This is a genomic window from Kitasatospora sp. NPDC043949, assembly GCF_056435365.1.
This window is the reverse complement of record NZ_JBWKEQ010000003.1, coordinates 194,200-211,673: the sequence shown is the minus strand read 5'-3', so window position 1 is coordinate 211,673 and position 17,474 is coordinate 194,200. Positions and strand designations below refer to the sequence as shown.

The window sequence follows — 17,474 nt, the reverse complement described above, 5'->3', positions numbered from 1 at the left end:
GGAGACCTCAAACGCCGAAACAAACGAGGATACCTCCCCCCCCCCCCCCCCCCCCCCCCCCCCCCCCCCCCCCCCCCCCCCCCCCCCCCCCCCCCCCCCCCTCCGCGTTTTCCTGGGAATTCCCTGACAATATCCCCGGCCTTTGCCTGCGCATTGCACTCGAACTAGTGTTTTGTCGGTGAATTTCACGGGAAATTCTCTGGTCCACACTGTTGACCCCGGACGGCGTCCCGGTATGGGATATGAATTCGGCCCCGGTTTCCTCTCGGCATCGGTCCGGCGGCCCCGGTCCACCGCCCATGGCCCGGCCCCCGTCCCGAAGGACCCCTGCCATGCCTGCGCTCACACGGTTCGTCCTTCCGCACGCCGACCCCCGCGTGAGCACCGACCAGCCCGCCGCCGACGAGGACGTCACCTTCGGCCTGCTGCGCGCCCGCTGGACCGGCCGCGGCCTGGAGCTCACCGGCTTCGCCCGCCCGGACGACCTCGACACCGGCCGCCCCGGCTCCGCCTGGACCTGGCTGACCCTGCGCCACGCCGACGGGAGCAGGCCGCCCGTCCACCTGCGCTCCCGGCCCCGCCGGCTGCCCGAGGTCACCGACGACAGCGCCCAGCCCGAGTTCAACCACGACTGGTCCGGCTTCACCGCCCTGATCGAGCCCGGCCGGCTGCGCCACGGCACCGACTGGCTGCTCGGCGACTGGCAGATCGAGACCACCCTGTTCACCCGCCCGCGCCCCACCCGGCTGCGCCGCCGGTACGGCGCCCTCGCCCCGCACTGGTGCGGCTCCGGCGAGTACCCGCCCGCCCACTGGGTGGACCACGACGTCCGCCTCCAGCCGCACTTCACCGACGGCCGGCTCCACCTGCGGCTCGAACGCCCGAGTGTCCGGCTCACCCACGCCACCCCCACCGCCGACGGCCTCGACCTGCGCGGCAGCGCGGACACCTGCCCGTCCGGCACCGTGCTGCGGCTGCGCCACCGGGAGAGCGACGCCGTGATCGAACGGCCGGTCGCCCGCACCGGCAACACCTTCGCCGTCCACCTGCCGTACCGGCCGTTCACCGCCGACGGCCGCGGCAGCGGCGAACTGGAGCACTGGGACACCGAGTTCCTGCACCCCGACGGCAGCACCGAGCAGCTCTGCCCGGACGAGCGCGGCGGCCCGGTGGCCGGCCAGCACCGACTGCCCGACACCCCGGACCGCGCCCTCTACCTCAAGCACCTCGCCGACGGCCGGCTCCAGGTGTGCGTCCAGCCCGCGGCCGGCCTGGTCGAGCGGATCGCGGTCCGGGCCGGCGGCTTCGAGCTCACCGGCCGCTGCCCGGACCGCGCCGCGGACCGGCTGGAGCTCGTCCTGCGGCACACCGGCACCGCGAGCGAGGTCCGCTCCCCCGTCGAGGCCGACCAGGACGGCCGCTTCAAGGTCCTGCTGCCCGCCACCCGCACCGGCGCCGACGGCACCGCACTGCCCCTGCGCAAGGGCATCTGGGAGGCCGCGCTGACGCCCGCCGGGCGGCCCGGCCCGAGCCGCCCGCTGCTCGCCGCACCGGCCGCCCTGCCCGCACTGCCCGCCGCCACCACGGCCGGCGGCAAGCGGATCCTGCTCCAGCGCCGCTGGCACGACACCCTGCTGGTGGACTCCACCCCGGTGCTCACCCCCACCGAGCGCAGCGCCTGGACGCAGAGCCGCCAGCGCGCCGTCCACTACCCCGCCGCCCGCCGCGAACCGCTGCGCGAGGCCGTGCTGTACGACGTGTTCGGCGGCCGCGGCTACGCCGACTCCCCGCGCGCGGTGCACGCCGAACTGGCCCGCCGCGGAGCGCCGTTGGAGCACCTCTGGGTGGTCGACGACGCCCAGGCCGAACTGCCGCCCGGGGTCCGGGCCGTCCGGATCTGGAGCCCGGAGTGGTACCGCGCGCTGGCCACCTGCCGGTACCTGGTCGGCAACACGCACTTCCCGGACTTCCTGGAGCGCCGCCCCGGCCAGGTGGTGCTCCAGACCTGGCACGGCTCGCTGCTGAAGCGGATCGCCCACGACGTCGACAACCCCTGGCTGGCCGACCACGGCTACCTGGAGGCGCTCGACCGGGAGACCCCGCAGTGGAGCCTGCTGCTCTCCCCCAGCCCGTTCGCCACCCCGATCCTGCGCCGCGCGTTCCGCTACGATGGCGAGATCCTGGAGGCCGGCTACCCGCGCAACGACGTGCTCGCCCGCCCCGACGAGGCCGCCGCCGCGGCCGTCCGCCACCGGCTCGGCATCCCGGACGGCAAGCGGATCGTGCTGTACGCGCCGACCTGGCGCGAGGACCAGCAGCGCGGTGACGGCGACGGCTTCCGACTCGGCCTGCGGCTGGACCTCGACCACGCCCGGCGCCTGCTCGGCCGGGACCACGTGCTGCTGATCCGCCCGCACGCGCACGTCCGCGAGCCGCTACCGGGCGCCGGGGACGGCTTCCTGTACGACTGCGGGGACTACCCCGACCCGCAGGAGCTGCTGCTGGTCGCGGACGTCCTGGTGACCGACTACTCGTCGATCATGTTCGACTTCGCCGTCACCGGCCGCCCGGTGCTCTTCTTCACCTACGACCTGGAGCACTACCGCGACACCCTGCGCGGCTTCTACTTCGACTTCGAGCCGCAGGCCCCCGGCCCGCTCGTCCCCACCTCGGCCGGACTGCTCGGCGCGCTGCGCGAACTCGCCGACTCCGGCGCGGACCTGCCGCCCGGGTACGCGGAGCGCCACCGGCGCTTCCGGGCCGAGCACTGCGTCCTGGACGACGGCGGCGCGTCCCGCCGGGTGGTCGACCGGATGCTCGAACTCGGAAGGTCAGTCCGGTAGTTCAGGAGAAAAGGTAGCTCCGCCAGGGCCGCCAGACCTCGTCCGCGTCGAAGCGGGAGAGGCCGAAGCCCGGCACCGGGAAGGCCGCCCGGAAGCCGCGCGCCTGCGCGTACGCCTGGTCCAGCGCGTCATCCGGCAGGCCGTGCGCGACCGTCACGTGCGGGTGGTACGGGAACGCCAGCTCGCGGGCCAGCGGGCCGGAGCGGACGTCCGCCTCCAGCAGCCGGCACTCCTGCGCGCCCTCCTCGACCCGGACGAACACCACCGGGGAGACCGGGCGGAAGGTGCCGGCGCCGCGCAGCAGCATCCGGAACGGCCGGTGCGAGGCCGCCACCGCCGCCAGGTGCTCCTCGATCTTCGGCAGCGCCTCGGCCGGCACCTCGGTCGGCGGCAGCAGGGTGACGTGCGTCGGTATCGACCGGGCCAGCGGATCGCCGTGCCCGGCCCGGGCGTCCTGGATCTGCGCACCGTACGGATCCGGAACGCTCACGGACACGCCGATGGTGACGGCCTCGGGGAGACCGTCACCATCGGGCAGGCGTGTGAGGGGAGTCACCGCTTGGCGGCCGGGAGGAAGCCGACCCGGTCGTACACCGTCTCCAGCGTCTGCGCGGCCACCTCGCGGGCCTTCTCGGCGCCGATCGCCAGCACCCGGTCCAGCTCGGCCGGGTCGTCCAGGAAGGAGCGGGTGCGCTCCTGGAAGGGGGTGACCCACTCGGTGAACAGCTCGGCCAGCTCGGTCTTCAGGGCGCCGTACATCTTGCCCTCGAAGTGCGCGACCAGCTGGTCGATCGACTGGCCGCTGAGCGCGGAGTGGATGCGCAGCAGGTTGGAGACGCCGGGCTTGCCGTCCTCGTCGTAGGAGACGACGGTGCCGGTGTCGGTGACGGCGCTCTTGAACTTCTTGGCGCTGACCTTCGCCTCGTCCAGCAGGTTGACCAGGCCCTTGTCCGAGGAGGCGGACTTGCTCATCTTGGCGCCCGGGTCCTGGAGGTCCTGGATCTTCGCCGTCTCCTTGAGGATGTACGGCTTCGGCACCGTGAAGGTCGGGCCGTAGCGGGTGTTGAAGCGGTCGGCGAGGTCGCGGGTGAGCTCCAGGTGCTGGCGCTGGTCCTCGCCGACCGGGACGGCGTCCGCCTGGTAGAGCAGGACGTCCGCGACCATCAGCACCGGGTAGGTGAACAGGCCGACCGTGGTGCTGTCCGCGCCGTGTCGGACGGACTTGTCCTTGAACTGGGTCATCCGGGAGGCCTCGCCGAAGCCGGTGAGGCAGTTCATCACCCAGGCGAGCTGCGCGTGCTCGGGCACGTGCGACTGGACGAACAGGGTGCAGTGCTCCGGGTCCAGGCCGGCGCCGAGCAGCTGGGCGGCGGAGACCCGGGTGTTCTCGCGCAGCTCCTTCGGGTCCTGCGAGACGGTGATCGCGTGCAGGTCGACGACCATGTAGAAGGCGTCGTTCTCCTTCTGCAGGTCCACCCACTGGCGCACCGCGCCCAGGTAGTTGCCGAGGTGGAACGAGCCGGAGGTGGGCTGGATGCCGGAGAGAACCCGGGGACGGTCCTTGACCGGACCAGTGACCGCTGCGTTGACCATGCGGGCCATTGTTCCAGTTCCACCGGGCGCTCAGGAAACGTCCGCCCCAGGAGGTTCCGCCAGTGTGACCGCACTCACCCTCACCCGGGCGATCCGCCGGCCCTCCAGCTTGGCCACCGTCAGCAGCACCCCGCCACCGCCCTCGACCGGGACGCGCACCTGGTCGCCGTCCCGGGGCAGCCGGCCGAGCGAGGCGACCAGACAGCCCGCCACCGTCTCGTACGGGCCCTCGGGCAGGGTGGCGCCGGTCTCCTCGGTGAAGTCGCCGAGGTTGAGCAGGCCGTCCAGCTCCATGCCGCCGCCGACCAGCCGGCGGGTGGCGGCGGTCTCCGGCCGGTCGTACTCGTCCCGGATCTCGCCGATCACCTCCTCGACCAGGTCCTCCAGGGTGACGATCCCGGCGGTGCCGCCGTACTCGTCCACCACGATGGCCAGGTGGTGGCCCTCGCGGCGCATCTCGCCCATCGCCTCCAGCACCCGCTTGGTACCGGGCAGCAGCTTCACCGGGCGGGCCAGGTCGCGGACCTTGGCGGCCTGCTCGCCGCGCGCGCCGTACAGGTCACGGACGTGCACGAAGCCGACCACGGCGTCGGCGCTGCCCTCGACCACCGGGTAGCGCGAGTGCGGCGAGGTGTCCGCCTGGTGCCGGACGGCGGCCAGCGGGCGCTCGGCGTCCAGGAAGGTCACCTCGGTGCGCGGGACCATCACCTCGCGCAGCTGCCGCTCCCCGGCGGAGAACACGTCCGCGATCAACGCCCGTTCGTCGCTGCCGAGTTCGGTGTTGGCGGCGACCAGGCCGCGCAGTTCCTCGGAGCTCATCGAGCCACGGCCGGCGGCCGGGTCGCCGCCCAGCAGGCGGACCATCAGGTTGGTGGAGTGGCCGAGCAGCCAGATCACCGGGCGCAGCGCCACCGACATCACGTCCACCACCGGGGCCGCGATCACCGCGATCGACTCGGCCCGCTGCAGGCCGATCCGCTTGGGGGTGAGTTCGCCGAGGACCAGCGAGACGTAGCTGATCACCAGGGTGAGGCCGACCAGGGCGACCGCGTCGGCGACGCCCTCGGTGAGCCCGGCCCGGACGAACAGCGGCGCGACCTTGCCGGCCAGGGTGTCCGCGCCGAAGGCGGCGGACAGGAAGCCCATGCAGGTCACGCCGACCTGGACGGCGGCCAGGAAGCGGTTGGGGTCGGCGGCCAGGTGCGCGGCCCGGGCGGACCGCCGGGTGCCGAGCGCCTCCAGCGTCCGGATCTGGCCCTCGCGCAGCGAGATCAGCGAGATCTCGGCGACGTTGAACAGCCCGCCCAGCAGGATGAAGACGAGGACGAGCAGGGCGTCCCCGAGGGTTTCGTTCACAGCGGGTCAGTGTAAGACCGGCCGGCGCCCGGGGAGTGGAAGAACGAGCGACGGCCGGTCACACGACGGCCCGCCGCCTCCGGGAAGGAGACGGCGGGCCGTCGGGAAAGCGGTGCCGCGGGGCTCAGATGAGGCTCAGCTCCTGGACCGCGTCGCGCTCCTCGGTCAGCTCCTTGACCGAGGCGTCGATGCGGGCGCGCGAGAAGTCGGAGATCTCCAGGCCCTGGACGATCTCGAACTTGCCGGCCTTGGTGGTGACCGGGAAGGAGGAGATCAGGCCCTGCGGGACGCCGTAGGAGCCGTCCGAGACGACGCCCATGGAGGTCCAGTCGCCCTCGGCGGTGCCGTTGACCCAGGTGTACACGTGGTCGATGGCGGCGTTGGCGGCCGAGGCGGCCGAGGAGGCGCCACGGGCCTCGATGATGGCCGCGCCGCGCTTGGCGACGGTCGGGATGAAGGTCTCGTCCAGCCAGGCCTGGTCGCTGCCGATGGCCTCGAAGGCCGGCTTGCCGGCGATCTCGGCCTGGAAGACGTCCGGGTACTGGGTGGCGGAGTGGTTGCCCCAGATGGTGACGCGCTTGATGTCGGAGACGGGCGCACCGGTCTTGATGGAGAGCTGGCCGACCGCGCGGTTGTGGTCCAGGCGGGTCATCGCGGTGAAGCGCTCGGCCGGGACGTCCGGGGCGTTGCGCTGGGCGATCAGGGCGTTGGTGTTGGCCGGGTTGCCGACGACCAGGACCTTGATGTCGTCCGCGGCGTGGTCGTTGATCGCCTTGCCCTGCGGGCCGAAGATGCCGCCGTTGGCCTGCAGCAGGTCGCCGCGCTCCATGCCGGCGGTGCGCGGACGGGCGCCGACCAGCAGCGCGACGTTGGCGCCGTCGAAGGCCTCGTTCGGGTTGTCGGTGATCGTGATGTCACGCAGCAGCGGGAACGCGCAGTCGACGAGCTCCATGGCGGTGCCCTCGGCGGCCTTGAGGCCCTGCGGAATCTCCAGGAGGCGCAGGTTCACCGGGACGTCGGCACCGAGCAGGTGGCCCGAGGCGATGCGGAAGAGCAGCGCGTAGCCGATCTGGCCGGCCGCTCCGGTGATGGTGACGTTGACGGGGGTGCGGGTCATTTCTACCTTCTCCAGCAGATCGCCAGGTGCCCCAGGCACACCGGCGCGCTGGAGCCGAGGATGATCTCTCGACATCGAGAGACCGGCGTCAGGTTATCGCAAAGGGAAGCGTACGCCGCGGGTGCGGGCCTGGCTGATGCGTCACAACGGACGGCGGCCCCCGCCCTGGCTCGCAGGGCGGGGGCCGTCACGGTCACCCCGGCGTCAGTGCTTGGGCCGGCCGATCAACTTGCCGATGTTGTCGAGCAGCGGGATCTCCAGCCACGGGTTCGGCTGCGCCACCAGGGTCAGCAACACGATCGACGCTCCCAGGAAGGTCAGCACGATCACGTCGGTGAAGCGGCTGCGCACCGCCAGCATCCCGACCTCGGGCAGCACCAGCCGCAGGACGGCCCCGAGCAGCACCCCGCAGCCGAGGATCAGCAGCCCGTACTTGAAGCCGTCCTTGAAGTCGGCGAACCAGGTGACCGCGAGGCCGGCCCCGACCACCAGCAGGACCAGCGTTATCGGCCACTGCCGGACCGGCAGGGTGTGGTCGCGCCCGAGGGCTGCGGCCGCGCCCTCGGGCGGCAGGGTGCCGGTGGTCTTGACCGGCCTGCGCGGGGTCCGCGCCGGTCGCGGTTCCGTCATGCTCGCCGTCCCTCGTGGTGGTGTCGGTCGCGGGGTCAGACGCCGGCGCGGCGCTCGGCCGCCACGACGATGTTGTTGAGCAGCATCGCGCGGGTCATCGGGCCCACGCCGCCGGGGTTCGGGGAGATCCAGGCGGCCACCTCGGCCACGCCCGGGTGCACGTCGCCGACGATCTTGCCCTCGCTGCGGCTGACGCCCACGTCCAGCACCGCCGCGCCCGGCTTGACGTCCTCCGGCTTGACCAGGTGCGGCACGCCCGCGGCGGCCACGATGATGTCGGCCTTGCGCAGGTGGTAGCCGAGGTCCCGGGTGCCGGTGTGGCACAGGGTCACGGTGGCGTTCTCGCTGCGGCGGGTCAGCAGCAGGCCGATCGAGCGGCCGACGGTGACGCCGCGGCCGATCACGACCACCTCGGCACCGTCGATCTCGACGTCGTGCCGGCGCAGCAGCTCGACGATGCCCAGCGGGGTGCACGGCAGCGGCCCCTCGATGCCCAGGGCGAGCCGGCCGAGCGAGGTCGGGTGCAGGCCGTCGGCGTCCTTGTCCGGGTCCATGAGCTCCAGGACCGGGTTCTGGTCCAGGCCCTTGGGCAGCGGCAGCTGGACGATGTAGCCGGTGCAGGAGGGGTCGGCGTTGAGCTCGCGGACGACGTTCTCGACGTCCTCCTGGGTGGCGGTGGCGGGCAGCTCGCGCTGGATCGAGGCGATGCCGACCTCGGCGCAGTCCTTGTGCTTCCCGTTGACGTACCAGCGGCTGCCCGGGTCGTCGCCGACCAGGACGGTGCCGAGGCCGGGCGTGACGCCCTTCGCCTTGAGGACCGCCACGCGGGCGGCGAGTTCGGACTTGATCGCGGCGGCGGTGGCCTTGCCATCGAGAATCTGGGCAGTCATGACCCCATTCTCCCGGATCGGGGCAAGCCGCCGTACCAGGGCCCGTCTTCGAGCTCCCGCCGTCCGCTCGGTGGGCGTTCGGCGCGCGCTCGATGGGCGTTCGGCGCGCGCTCTATGGGCGCTCGATGGGCGTCCGGCGGGCGCTCGGCGGGCGGGAGCCGGAGGCGGGCCCCACCTCCGGCTTCCGGTCGGACGGGTACGGAAGGCCTGGACCACGTTGCGGTTGCGCCACAGTCTCGGTCCGGCGCGCGGAACCGGCTGGACACGGCCCCGCCGTCCGGTTGACGATATGCGGGCATTCCCTGCCGCGACCCGGCCCGGTCACGGGCCGACGGACACCCGGCGGGGGCGTACCCGGGGGAAAGAGCACGTGAGCCGACCACTTCAGACCGAGCCGCCCGACCACTGCGGCGCCGTCCTGCCCGCAGCGGGCCCGTCGACGACTCCGCTCTCACCGTTCTCAGCGCTCTCACCGCGCGTCTGAGCCGGCCGCGCCCGGCTCCGCTCCGGGCTGTCACTCCCCTCCGTTAGCGTCCCGTTCCACCGGCGACCCGACTCGCCAACCGGAACCGGGCCCTCCGTCCCGTCCCCACGTCCCCGCAACTGCCCGGAGGCATCGATGAGTTACCCGCCCGACCCGAACAACCCGAACAACCCGTACGGCCAGCCCCCGCAGGCTCCCGGCTACGGCTACCCCCAGCAGGCCCCGCCGGCCGGGTACGGCTACCCGCCGCCCGCGCCGGGCTACGGCGGACCGGGCTACGGCTACCCGCCGGCCGTCCCTCAGAACATGCCGGGCCTGGTGGTCACCACCCGGGTGCTGCTGTTCATCATCGGCGCCGTGCAGATCATCGGCGGGGGCATCTACCTGATAGCCGCCGCGGCGGCCAAGGAGGTCACCAACCGGGCCCAGGAGATCGACGGGAGCGACCCGTTCAACGGCTTCGGCAACGCGGCGGCCGGCGTGCTGGTGGTCGTCGGCATCGTGTGCGCGCTGTTCGCGGCCTTCTCCATCACGCTGGGCGTGAAGTTCGGCAAGGGCGGGCCCGCGGTCCGCATCACCACCCTGGTGTACGGCTCGTTCGGCGCGCTGCTCGGCCTGCTGGGGCTGGCCGGCTCGTTCGCCAACAACGCCAACCCGGTCGGCATCGTCTTCACGCTGATGTGGCTCGCGGTCTCGATCACGATGATCGTCGGGATGAGCGTCAAGGACGGCGTCGCCTGGTTCGCCCGGCCGCGCTACTGACCGGCCGCACTACTGACCGGCCCCGTCCGAGCCGATCGGACGACGAGCGGCCCGGCTCCCCTTCCGGAGGAGCCGGGCCGCTCTGTCATGCCGTCACCCGGGCGGTGCGCCGGGCGAGCGGTGGAACGCGATCAGTGGAAGAAGTGCCGGGCACCGGTGAAGTACATCGTCACCCCGGCCTCGGCGGCCGCCGCGACGACCTCCTCGTCCCGGATCGAACCGCCCGGCTGGACGATCGCCTTGACGCCGGCCGCGATCAGGATGGCCGGACCGTCCGCGAACGGGAAGAACGCGTCCGAGGCCGCGTACGCGCCCTTGGCCCGCTCCCCGGCCCGCTCGACCGCGAGCTTGCAGGAGTCGACCCGGTTGACCTGGCCCATGCCGACGCCCACCGAGGCGCCGCCCTTGGCCAGCAGGATCGCGTTGGACTTGACGGCCCGACAGGCCCGCCAGGCGAAGGCCAGCTCGGCCAGCTCGGCCTCGGCCAGCGCCTCGCCGGTGGCCAGCCGCCAGTTCGCCGGGTCGTCGCCCTCGGCCTGCACCCGGTCGGCGTCCTGGAGCAGCACGCCGCCGGAGACCGGGCGCAGCTCCTGGCGGTTGGCCGGCGCCTCGGGGGCCAGCAGCACCCGCAGGTTCTTCTTCCGGGCCAGCACCTCGACGGCGCCGTCCTCGTAGCCGGGGGCCACCACGACCTCGGTGAAGATCGGGGCGATCTGCTCGGCCAGCTCGACGGTGACCGGGCGGTTGACCGCGATCACGCCGCCGTACGCCGAGACCGGGTCGCACTCGTGCGCCTTGCGGTGCGCCTCGGCGACGTCCGCGCCGGTCGCAATGCCGCACGGGTTGGCGTGCTTGATGATCGCGACGGCCGGCTCGGCGTGGTCGTACGCGGCGCGGCGGGCGGCGTCGGTGTCGACGTAGTTGTTGTACGACATCTCCTTGCCGTGCAGCTGCTCCGCGCCGGCCAGGCCGCCGCTGCCGTCGCTGTACAGCGCGGCGCCCTGGTGCGGGTTCTCGCCGTAGCGCAGCACGTTCTGCCGCTCCCAGGTGGCGCCCAGGAACTCCGGGAACCGCTCGTCGCTCGGCGCGTAGCCGGCCTCGAACCAGGAGGCGACCGCGACGTCGTACGCGGCGGTGTGCGCGAACGCCGCACCGGCCAGGCGCTTGCGGGTGGCCAGGTCGAAGCCGCCCTCCTGGACGGCGCGCAGCACGTCGTCGTAACGGGCCGGGTCGACCACCACGGCCACCGACGGGTGGTTCTTGGCCGCGGCGCGGACCATGCTCGGGCCGCCGATGTCGATCTGCTCGACGCACTCGTCCGGGGTGGCGCCCGAGGCGACGGTGGCCTTGAACGGGTAGAGGTTCACCACGACCAGGTCGAAGGGCTCGACGCCCAGCTCGGCCAGCTGCGCGCGGTGCGACTCCAGCCGCAGGTCGGCGAGCACGCCGGCGTGCACGCGGGGGTGCAGCGTCTTCACGCGCCCGTCCAGGCACTCCGGGAAGCCGGTCAGCTCGGAGACCTCGGTCACCGGGACGCCGGCGGCGGCGATCCGGCCGGCGGTGGAGCCGGTGGAGACGATCGCGACCCCGGCGGCGTGCAGGCCCTGGGCCAGCTCCTCCAGACCGGTCTTGTCGTACACGCTGATCAGCGCGCGACGGATCGGACGGATGTTCTCCGAAACGGGGGGCGTGGTGGAGCTGGCACTCATGCTCCCACCTCGCTGCGCTCGGCGGGCGCTGCGCGCCAGGCACCATTCTCGATGATTCGCTCGCTCCGCTCACTCATGTGCCGGAATCCATACCTTTCGGTCCTCGATGCGGTGGCCCTCGCGGGCCAGCCGGCCCACGACGTCGACGAGCAGCTTGCGCTCGACAGTCTTGATGCGCTCGTGCAGCGCTTCGCCGCCATCGGCGTGGTCGGCGTCGACGACCTCGACGACGCCCTGCGCGATGATCGGCCCGGTGTCCACCCCGGCGTCGACCAGGTGGACGGTGCAACCGGTGACCCTCACCCCGTACGCGAGCGCGTCGGTGACGCCGTGGGCGCCGGGGAAGGAGGGCAGCAGCGCGGGATGGGTGTTGACGATCCGCCCGGCGAAGGCCGCGATGAACTCGGGCCCGAGGATCTTCATGAAACCGGCCGTGACCACCAGGTCCGGCTCGTGGGCGGCGACGGCGGCGGTCAGCGCGCGGTCCCAGTCGGCCCGGTCGGCGAAGTCCTTCACCCGGTGGACGAAGACCGGCAGGCCCGCCTTCTCGGCCCGCTCCAGGCCCGCGATGCCGTCACGGTCCGCACCCACGGCGAGGATCTCGGCGCCGTACGCCGGATCGGCGGCGGCGTCGAGCAGCGCCTGCAGATTGGTGCCGGAACCGGAGACGAGCACCACCAGGCGGGCCGGTCCGGGCGTACGGGGCGGGAAGAGCTGGGCGGGGGCGGCGGCCACTGCGCGATTCTCCGTAGGTCGGGCGCCGCCCGCTGGTACGTCCACCGGTGGTGGGGCCACTACGAACGGCAGGTCGAGCGAGGGGGAACACCAGGAGAACCCACCGCGACGCGGGCACCCGGGAACCTCTGCGAGCTGCTGACCGTCACCACGATAACGGCTGGTCGGACGGCCTCCGCACCCTCCTGGCGGCGCTACGCGCGTAGTTGAGACGGGGATCTCCTCCGTCCCGCGCGGCGGAGTTGCCCCGGGCACGGGCCCGCCCGGCACCCGCGCAGCGGGCAGGCCGCCGGAGGACCGGCGAACGGCTGCGGGATCATAGGGGAGGCGGGAGACCGCCCCTCCGACCGAGAAGGAATGGCTGAACCATGAGCAGCGGTGACGACACCGGCGAGCGCAACCCCTTCGCGCCGCCGCCGGCGGATGCCCCGGACCAGCCGTGGCAGCCGCGCAACCCCTGGCCCGGCGAGGGCCGGGACGACACCGGCGGCCAGGGCGCCGGCGAACGCCCGCAGCTCCCGCCGCCGCATCCCTGGGGCCTCGGCCGGCCCGAGGACGGCCGCCCCAACCCCCCGGCCCCGCAGCCGCCCAAGCTCGACCCCGCCGACCCCGCCCAGCGCCGGGCCCGCAACGCCGCGCTGGCCGGGCCGCTCGCGCTGGTCTGCCTGTTCGTCGGCTTCCACTGGGCCGCCCTGTTCGTCGGCGCGCTCGGCATCGTGTGGGGCATCAGCGCACTGCGGACCCCCAAGCCCGCCCCGGCCGCCGCCGTCACCGGCACCGCCCACCAGCCCGCCGCCCCGAACCCGCTCACCCCGGCCGCGCTCGCCGGAATCCTCACCGGCGCGATGACCGTCGTGGTCGCGACCTCGGTGATCGGCCTCGGGATGTACTACAACGACTACGTCACCTGCGTCCGGGACTCGCTGACCTCCGTCGGCGCCGAGAACTGCGACCGGTTCGCGCCCAAGTGGTACGTCGACTTCACCGGGAACGCGGGCTAGATCCTGTCCGTCCGGTCTTGCCGGACAAGGCCCAGGACGGACAGGGCTAGTCGTTCCCGGGGGCCCGCCCGCCCAGGCGCAGCACCGCGGCGTACCCGCGGGCCCGCAGCAGCAGCACCCCCCGGCGCAGCCGCTCGGCCGACCGGGCGCGGGCCGCAGGCGGGACCTCCTCGTCGGCGTACGCGTCGAGCTTCTCGGCGGTCTGCCCGTCGACCTCTTCGTCGACCTCTTCGTCGGCCTCCGGGACCGTTGCGGGGCACAGCGCCCGATGGCGGACCAGCAGCGCGCCCGGCACGGCCACCAGCGCGAACCAGCCCGCCGCCGCCGGTCCCGTCCACCAGGGTGCCGGTCCCAGCCGGGCCATCCGGCCGCCCGCCAGCGCGCCACCCGACAGCCAGCCCGCCGCCGCCACCGCGACGCCCGTCAGCAGCGCCGCCGCCAGCACCGCCACCACCGTCGCCGCGAGCGGCCACGGTCCGTCGCCGCCCCCGTCACCGTCGTCGACGCCATCGCTGTCGTCGGCCCCGGCCGCCGCGCACGGGCCGGCCGCCGCCCGGCCCAGCAGCACCGCCGGCACCACCCCCGCCAGCACCGGCAGCAGCAGTGCCGCCAGCCGCCAGCCGCCCGGGCCCTCCGCCGGCAGCAGGGCGAACATCGGGAACTCCGGGACGGGGCCCAGCACGGTGCCGCCCGGCGCCACCACCGTCCCGGAACCCACCGCGAACCCCGGGCCCAGGGCGTACGCCGTCCCCCAGAGCACCGCGTTCGGCAGCAGCACCACCCCGAGCAGCAGCAGCCCGACCAGGGCCGCCGGTCCGCGCCCGAGCACCGCCATCCCGTGCCCGCCCCCGGACGCCGCGTCCAGCGCCGCCGCCACCGCCACCAGCACCCCGCCCGCCGCCACCAGGCCCGCCCCGGCCGCCAGCACCGCGCCGCGCACCGCCGCCGCGCCGCCGACCGGTCGGAGCGGCGCGGGCAGCCGGTCCAGCAGTTGCCACGCCGGGCGGCGGGGCGGGGCGTCGGGGCCGGCGGCCCGGGCCGAACGCGCGCCCGCCGCCGTCGCCAGCCCGGCCAGCAACCCCACCACCAGCACGTCCGGCAGCACCCTGGCCCGGAACAGCCCGGCGCCCGTGCAGTGCAGCACCACCGCCACCGCGACTGCGCAGTAGCCCGCCCACACCGCAACCGGACCGCCCCAGCGCGGCCGGGGCCCGCGCCGCGACGCCACCCCGGCGGCGGCCCGGTACAGCTGAGCCACCGCCAGCACGCCCAGCAGCAGCGGGGTGACGGTCAGCGGCGCGCCCGCGTCCCCCCGCAGCACCGGCGCGCCGTGCCCGAGCAGCCACAACGCCCCCGCCAACCGGGTGGCGCCGGTCGCCCCGTTGTCCGCGTACGGCGTCGCCACCCAGAGCCCGAGCACCGGTACCCCGACGACCGCCAGGCCGACCAGCGCCGTCCGCACCCCCGCCAACAGGTCGGCCGGCAACGGGCGTCCGCCCAGTTCGCCCGGCAGTTCCAGGATCGGACGGCCCATCAGCTGCGTCATGCGCCTCATGGTGCCAAGGCGACTCGCCATGCCTCGTGAAGCGGCAAACCGCCGCCGTGTCCCAGATTATTGGCTTATGCGCATTTTCAGACCCGATCCCCAAGCCGCCGGCGGACCGGCCCGGAGCGTCTGATGACCACGCCACCCACCGCCGAACACCCCGCCGGCGCCGACTCCCCCACCCCCGGGAACCGCGCCCGCAAGCCCCGGACCACCCACCCCGACCAGGACGCGGCCCGCCTCCTACGGAAACTGACACCCCGTGAGGCCCAGGTGCTCGCCCACCTCGCCGCCGGCCGCGACCTCCAGCAGTCGGCCGCCGCCCTCGGCGTCACCCCGGCCACCGCCCGCAGCTACGTCCAGCGGGCCATGCGCAAACTCGGCGCGGCCACCGAGGCCGAGGCCGTCGCCCTCACCACCGCCCGCCCGAAGAGCCCCGACCCCGCACCGCCCCGCCCCGACGCACCGCCCCGCCCCGACGCACCGGGCGACGTCCAGGCGGGCCCTGCCGCCGACCCCCGTACCCCCGACCCCGCGCCGCAGCGCCCGCCCGTCCTCGGCACCGGAGGAGAGCACGCCGGGCCCGCCCTCGCGCACCCCGGCCAGGCCGCCCACGCCCACGCCCAGACCGCCCCGAACGCCCCGAACGCCCCGAACGCCCCGGGAGGGAGCATCAGCACACCCGCCGTCACCACGACACCGCCTGGCACCCGCGACACCCCGCCCGCGGCGCAGGACCGACCCGACGGCCCGGCCGCCGACCCCGGGCGGCCCGCCCACGTGGCCACGCCGGCCGACGGCGAGCGGGCCGGGCCGGCCGGGAGCTTCGAGGAGTTGTACGAGCAGGCGCACACCCGGCTGGTGCAGCAGGTGTTCCTGCTGACCGCCTGCCGGCACCGGGCGGCGCACTGCGTCCGGCTGGCGTTCGGGGCGGCGCGCCGGGGCTGGGCGGAGGTGGCCGCGACGGGGGATCCGGAAGGGTGGGTGCGGGTACGGGCGTGCGAGCTGGCACTGTCCCCGTGGCACCGGGGCGGGCCCCGGCGGATGCACGCCTGGAAGCTGCCGCACCGGCGGATCCGGGTGCGGCCGGCGGACGAGTCGCAGGCGGTGCTGCCCGATCACGACCGGCTGACCGACCGGGACCGGGCGCTGCTGAAGGCACTGCGGCGGCTGTCCCGGCCGCAGCGCCGGGCGCTGGTGCTGCACGACGGGCTGGGCCTACCGGCGGCGGCGGTCGCGGTGGAGGTGGAGTCGACGCTGGCGGCGGCCGAGGGGCGGGTGTGGGCGGCCCGGGTGGCACTGGCCCGGTGGGTACCGGAGCTGCTGGGGCCGGATCCGGCGGCGCCGGGGTTCGCGGACGGCCTGAGCGGGCTGCTGCACCGGGCGGCGGTCCGGGGCTGCCCGGAACCGCACCGGCCGCCGGTGCCGGTGCTGCGGGCCCGGCACCGCCTGTGGACCGCGAGCCGGACGGGGGCGGCGGCGCTGCTGACGGCGGCGGTGGGCGGGGCGGCGCTGGCGACGCTGGTGGGGATCCGGCCGGTGACGCTGTTCCGGTCCCCGGAGCCGCCGGAGCCGGCGATGTGCCTGTCGGCGGCGGGCGCGGGCGAGCCGGGTGTGCCGGCGCTGCCGGGCGGGCCGCCGAACGTCGTCCGCAGCCTGTGGTGCAGCCCGACGCCGGGGGTGGAGGCGGTCGTGATGGAGTCGGCGCCGCAGGCCGCCGCGCGGTGGGAGCTGCCGGCGGTCGCCCGGGGGGCGGGCGCCCCGCCGCCGCAGGGTCCGGAGGTCTGCCCGCTGTGGTCACCGCTGCCGTGCACGACCGGGCCCACGCCGTACTGACGGCGTCCGCGGACGCGCGAGCGCCCCTGCCCGTGAAGGGCAGGGGCGCTCGCTGCGCGGTCGACCGACGTCAGCCGGCGATGATCTCGCGCGCCAGGCGGGCGGTCTCGGACGGCGTCTTGCCGACCTTGACACCGGCGGCCTCGAGGGCCTCCTTCTTCGCCTGGGCGGTGCCCGAGGAGCCGGAGACGATGGCGCCGGCGTGGCCCATGGTCTTGCCCTCGGGGGCGGTGAAGCCCGCGACGTAGCCGACGACCGGCTTGGTGACGTGCTCGGCGATGTAGGCCGCGGCACGCTCCTCGGCGTCGCCGCCGATCTCACCGATCATGACGATGAGCTCGGTCTCCGGGTCCTCCTGGAACGCCTTGAGGGCGTCGATGTGGGTGGTGCCGATGACCGGGTCACCGCCGATGCCCACGGCCGAGGAGAAGCCGATGTCCCGCAGCTCGTACATGAGCTGGTAGGTCAGGGTGCCGGACTTCGAGACCAGGCCGATCTTGCCGGAGGTGGTGATGTCGGCCGGGATGATGCCGGCGTTCGACTGTCCGGGGCTGATCAGGCCGGGGCAGTTCGGGCCGATGATCCGGGTCTTGTTGCCCTTCGAACCGGCGTACGCCCAGAAGGCGGCGGTGTCGTGCACCGGGACGCCCTCGGTGATGACGACGGCCAGGCCGATCTCGGCGTCGATGGCCTCGACGACGGCGTCCTTGGTGAACTTCGGCGGCACGAAGATGACGGTGACGTCGGCACCGGTCTTCTCCATGGCCTCGGCGACGCCGCCGAAGACGGGCACCTCGGTGCCGTCGACGTCGACCGTGGTGCCGGCCTTGCGCGGGTTGACACCGCCGACGATCTGGGTGCCGGAGGCGAGCATGCGGCGGGTGTGCTTCATGCCCTCGGAGCCGGTCATGCCCTGGACGATGACCTTGCTGTCCTTGGTAAGGAAGATAGCCATGGTGTGAAAGTCCCCTT

General features: G+C 74.2%; 14 protein-coding genes. 4 read left to right on the top strand and 10 right to left on the bottom strand.

Translation table 11 applies throughout. From position 1 onward, the window contains the following. Positions 1–332 precede the first annotated feature (332 nt). Complete coding sequence (locus AC07AL_RS04610; protein WP_478316813.1) at positions 333–2,843, top strand: CDP-glycerol glycerophosphotransferase family protein; 2,511 nt, start codon at positions 333–335, stop codon at positions 2,841–2,843. A 1-nt stretch (position 2,844) separates the two neighbouring features. On the opposite strand, the gene AC07AL_RS04605 is transcribed toward AC07AL_RS04610, so the two are convergent. The 6 genes from AC07AL_RS04605 to AC07AL_RS04580 all read right to left on the bottom strand — a co-directional run bounded on the left by AC07AL_RS04605 (position 2,845) and on the right by AC07AL_RS04580 (position 8,429). After that, positions 2,845–3,333, bottom strand: a complete 489-nt coding sequence (locus AC07AL_RS04605) for a 2'-5' RNA ligase family protein (protein WP_363630719.1) — start codon at positions 3,331–3,333, stop codon at positions 2,845–2,847. 62 nt (positions 3,334–3,395) lie between these two features. Then, on the bottom strand, positions 3,396–4,436 hold the full coding sequence (trpS, locus tag AC07AL_RS04600; RefSeq protein ID WP_363625898.1) for a tryptophan--tRNA ligase: 1,041 nt from the start codon (positions 4,434–4,436) through the stop codon (positions 3,396–3,398). A 30-nt stretch (positions 4,437–4,466) separates the two neighbouring features. Next, on the bottom strand, positions 4,467–5,792 hold the full coding sequence (locus tag AC07AL_RS04595; RefSeq protein ID WP_363580202.1) for a hemolysin family protein: 1,326 nt from the start codon (positions 5,790–5,792) through the stop codon (positions 4,467–4,469). A gap of 124 nt (positions 5,793–5,916) precedes the next feature. Then, positions 5,917–6,909 carry a malate dehydrogenase gene (locus tag AC07AL_RS04590; RefSeq protein WP_363630717.1) on the bottom strand — a complete coding sequence of 331 codons (993 nt, stop codon included), beginning with the start codon at positions 6,907–6,909 and terminating at the stop codon, positions 5,917–5,919. Positions 6,910–7,113: 204 nt separating this feature from the next. After that, a complete protein-coding gene (locus AC07AL_RS04585) occupies positions 7,114–7,539 on the bottom strand; it encodes a DUF3017 domain-containing protein (protein WP_063349030.1) in 426 nt (141 codons plus the stop codon). Between the two features lie 35 nt (positions 7,540–7,574). Next, positions 7,575–8,429: a bifunctional methylenetetrahydrofolate dehydrogenase/methenyltetrahydrofolate cyclohydrolase gene (locus AC07AL_RS04580; protein ID WP_363580198.1), complete on the bottom strand. Its 855-nt coding sequence runs from the start codon at positions 8,427–8,429 to the stop codon at positions 7,575–7,577. A 619-nt stretch (positions 8,430–9,048) separates the two neighbouring features. Between AC07AL_RS04580 and AC07AL_RS04575 the strand changes: the two genes are divergently transcribed. Next, on the top strand, positions 9,049–9,675 hold the full coding sequence (locus AC07AL_RS04575; RefSeq protein ID WP_363580196.1) for a hypothetical protein: 627 nt from the start codon (positions 9,049–9,051) through the stop codon (positions 9,673–9,675). Between the two features lie 131 nt (positions 9,676–9,806). Here the strand turns inward: AC07AL_RS04575 and purH are convergent, their stop codons facing one another. Next, the gene (gene purH, locus AC07AL_RS04570; RefSeq protein ID WP_478316809.1) at positions 9,807–11,384 is read right to left on the bottom strand and encodes a bifunctional phosphoribosylaminoimidazolecarboxamide formyltransferase/IMP cyclohydrolase; all 1,578 of its coding nucleotides are present in this window, start codon (positions 11,382–11,384) and stop codon (positions 9,807–9,809) included. 69 nt (positions 11,385–11,453) lie between these two features. Continuing rightward, positions 11,454–12,119, bottom strand: coding sequence for a phosphoribosylglycinamide formyltransferase (gene purN / locus AC07AL_RS04565; RefSeq protein WP_063349026.1), 666 nt, complete (start codon positions 12,117–12,119; stop codon positions 11,454–11,456). A gap of 368 nt (positions 12,120–12,487) precedes the next feature. Between purN and AC07AL_RS04560 the strand changes: the two genes are divergently transcribed. Then, entirely contained in the window at positions 12,488–13,120 is a 633-nt protein-coding gene (locus AC07AL_RS04560) for a hypothetical protein (protein WP_363580192.1), read from the top strand. Positions 13,121–13,166: 46 nt separating this feature from the next. Here AC07AL_RS04560 and AC07AL_RS04555 read toward each other — a convergent pair whose 3' ends face one another. Next, entirely contained in the window at positions 13,167–14,666 is a 1,500-nt protein-coding gene (locus AC07AL_RS04555) for a cell division protein PerM (RefSeq protein ID WP_400986061.1), read from the bottom strand. Between the two features lie 132 nt (positions 14,667–14,798). Here AC07AL_RS04555 and AC07AL_RS04550 point away from each other — a divergent pair, with 132 nt between their 5' ends. Continuing rightward, positions 14,799–16,502 (top strand): sigma factor-like helix-turn-helix DNA-binding protein, encoded by a 1,704-nt coding sequence (locus AC07AL_RS04550; protein WP_478316807.1) that lies wholly within the window; start codon positions 14,799–14,801, stop codon positions 16,500–16,502. 70 nt (positions 16,503–16,572) lie between these two features. Here the strand turns inward: AC07AL_RS04550 and sucD are convergent, their stop codons facing one another. Further along, positions 16,573–17,457: a succinate--CoA ligase subunit alpha gene (gene sucD, locus AC07AL_RS04545; protein ID WP_063349021.1), complete on the bottom strand. Its 885-nt coding sequence runs from the start codon at positions 17,455–17,457 to the stop codon at positions 16,573–16,575. Positions 17,458–17,474: the final 17 nt, after the last annotated feature.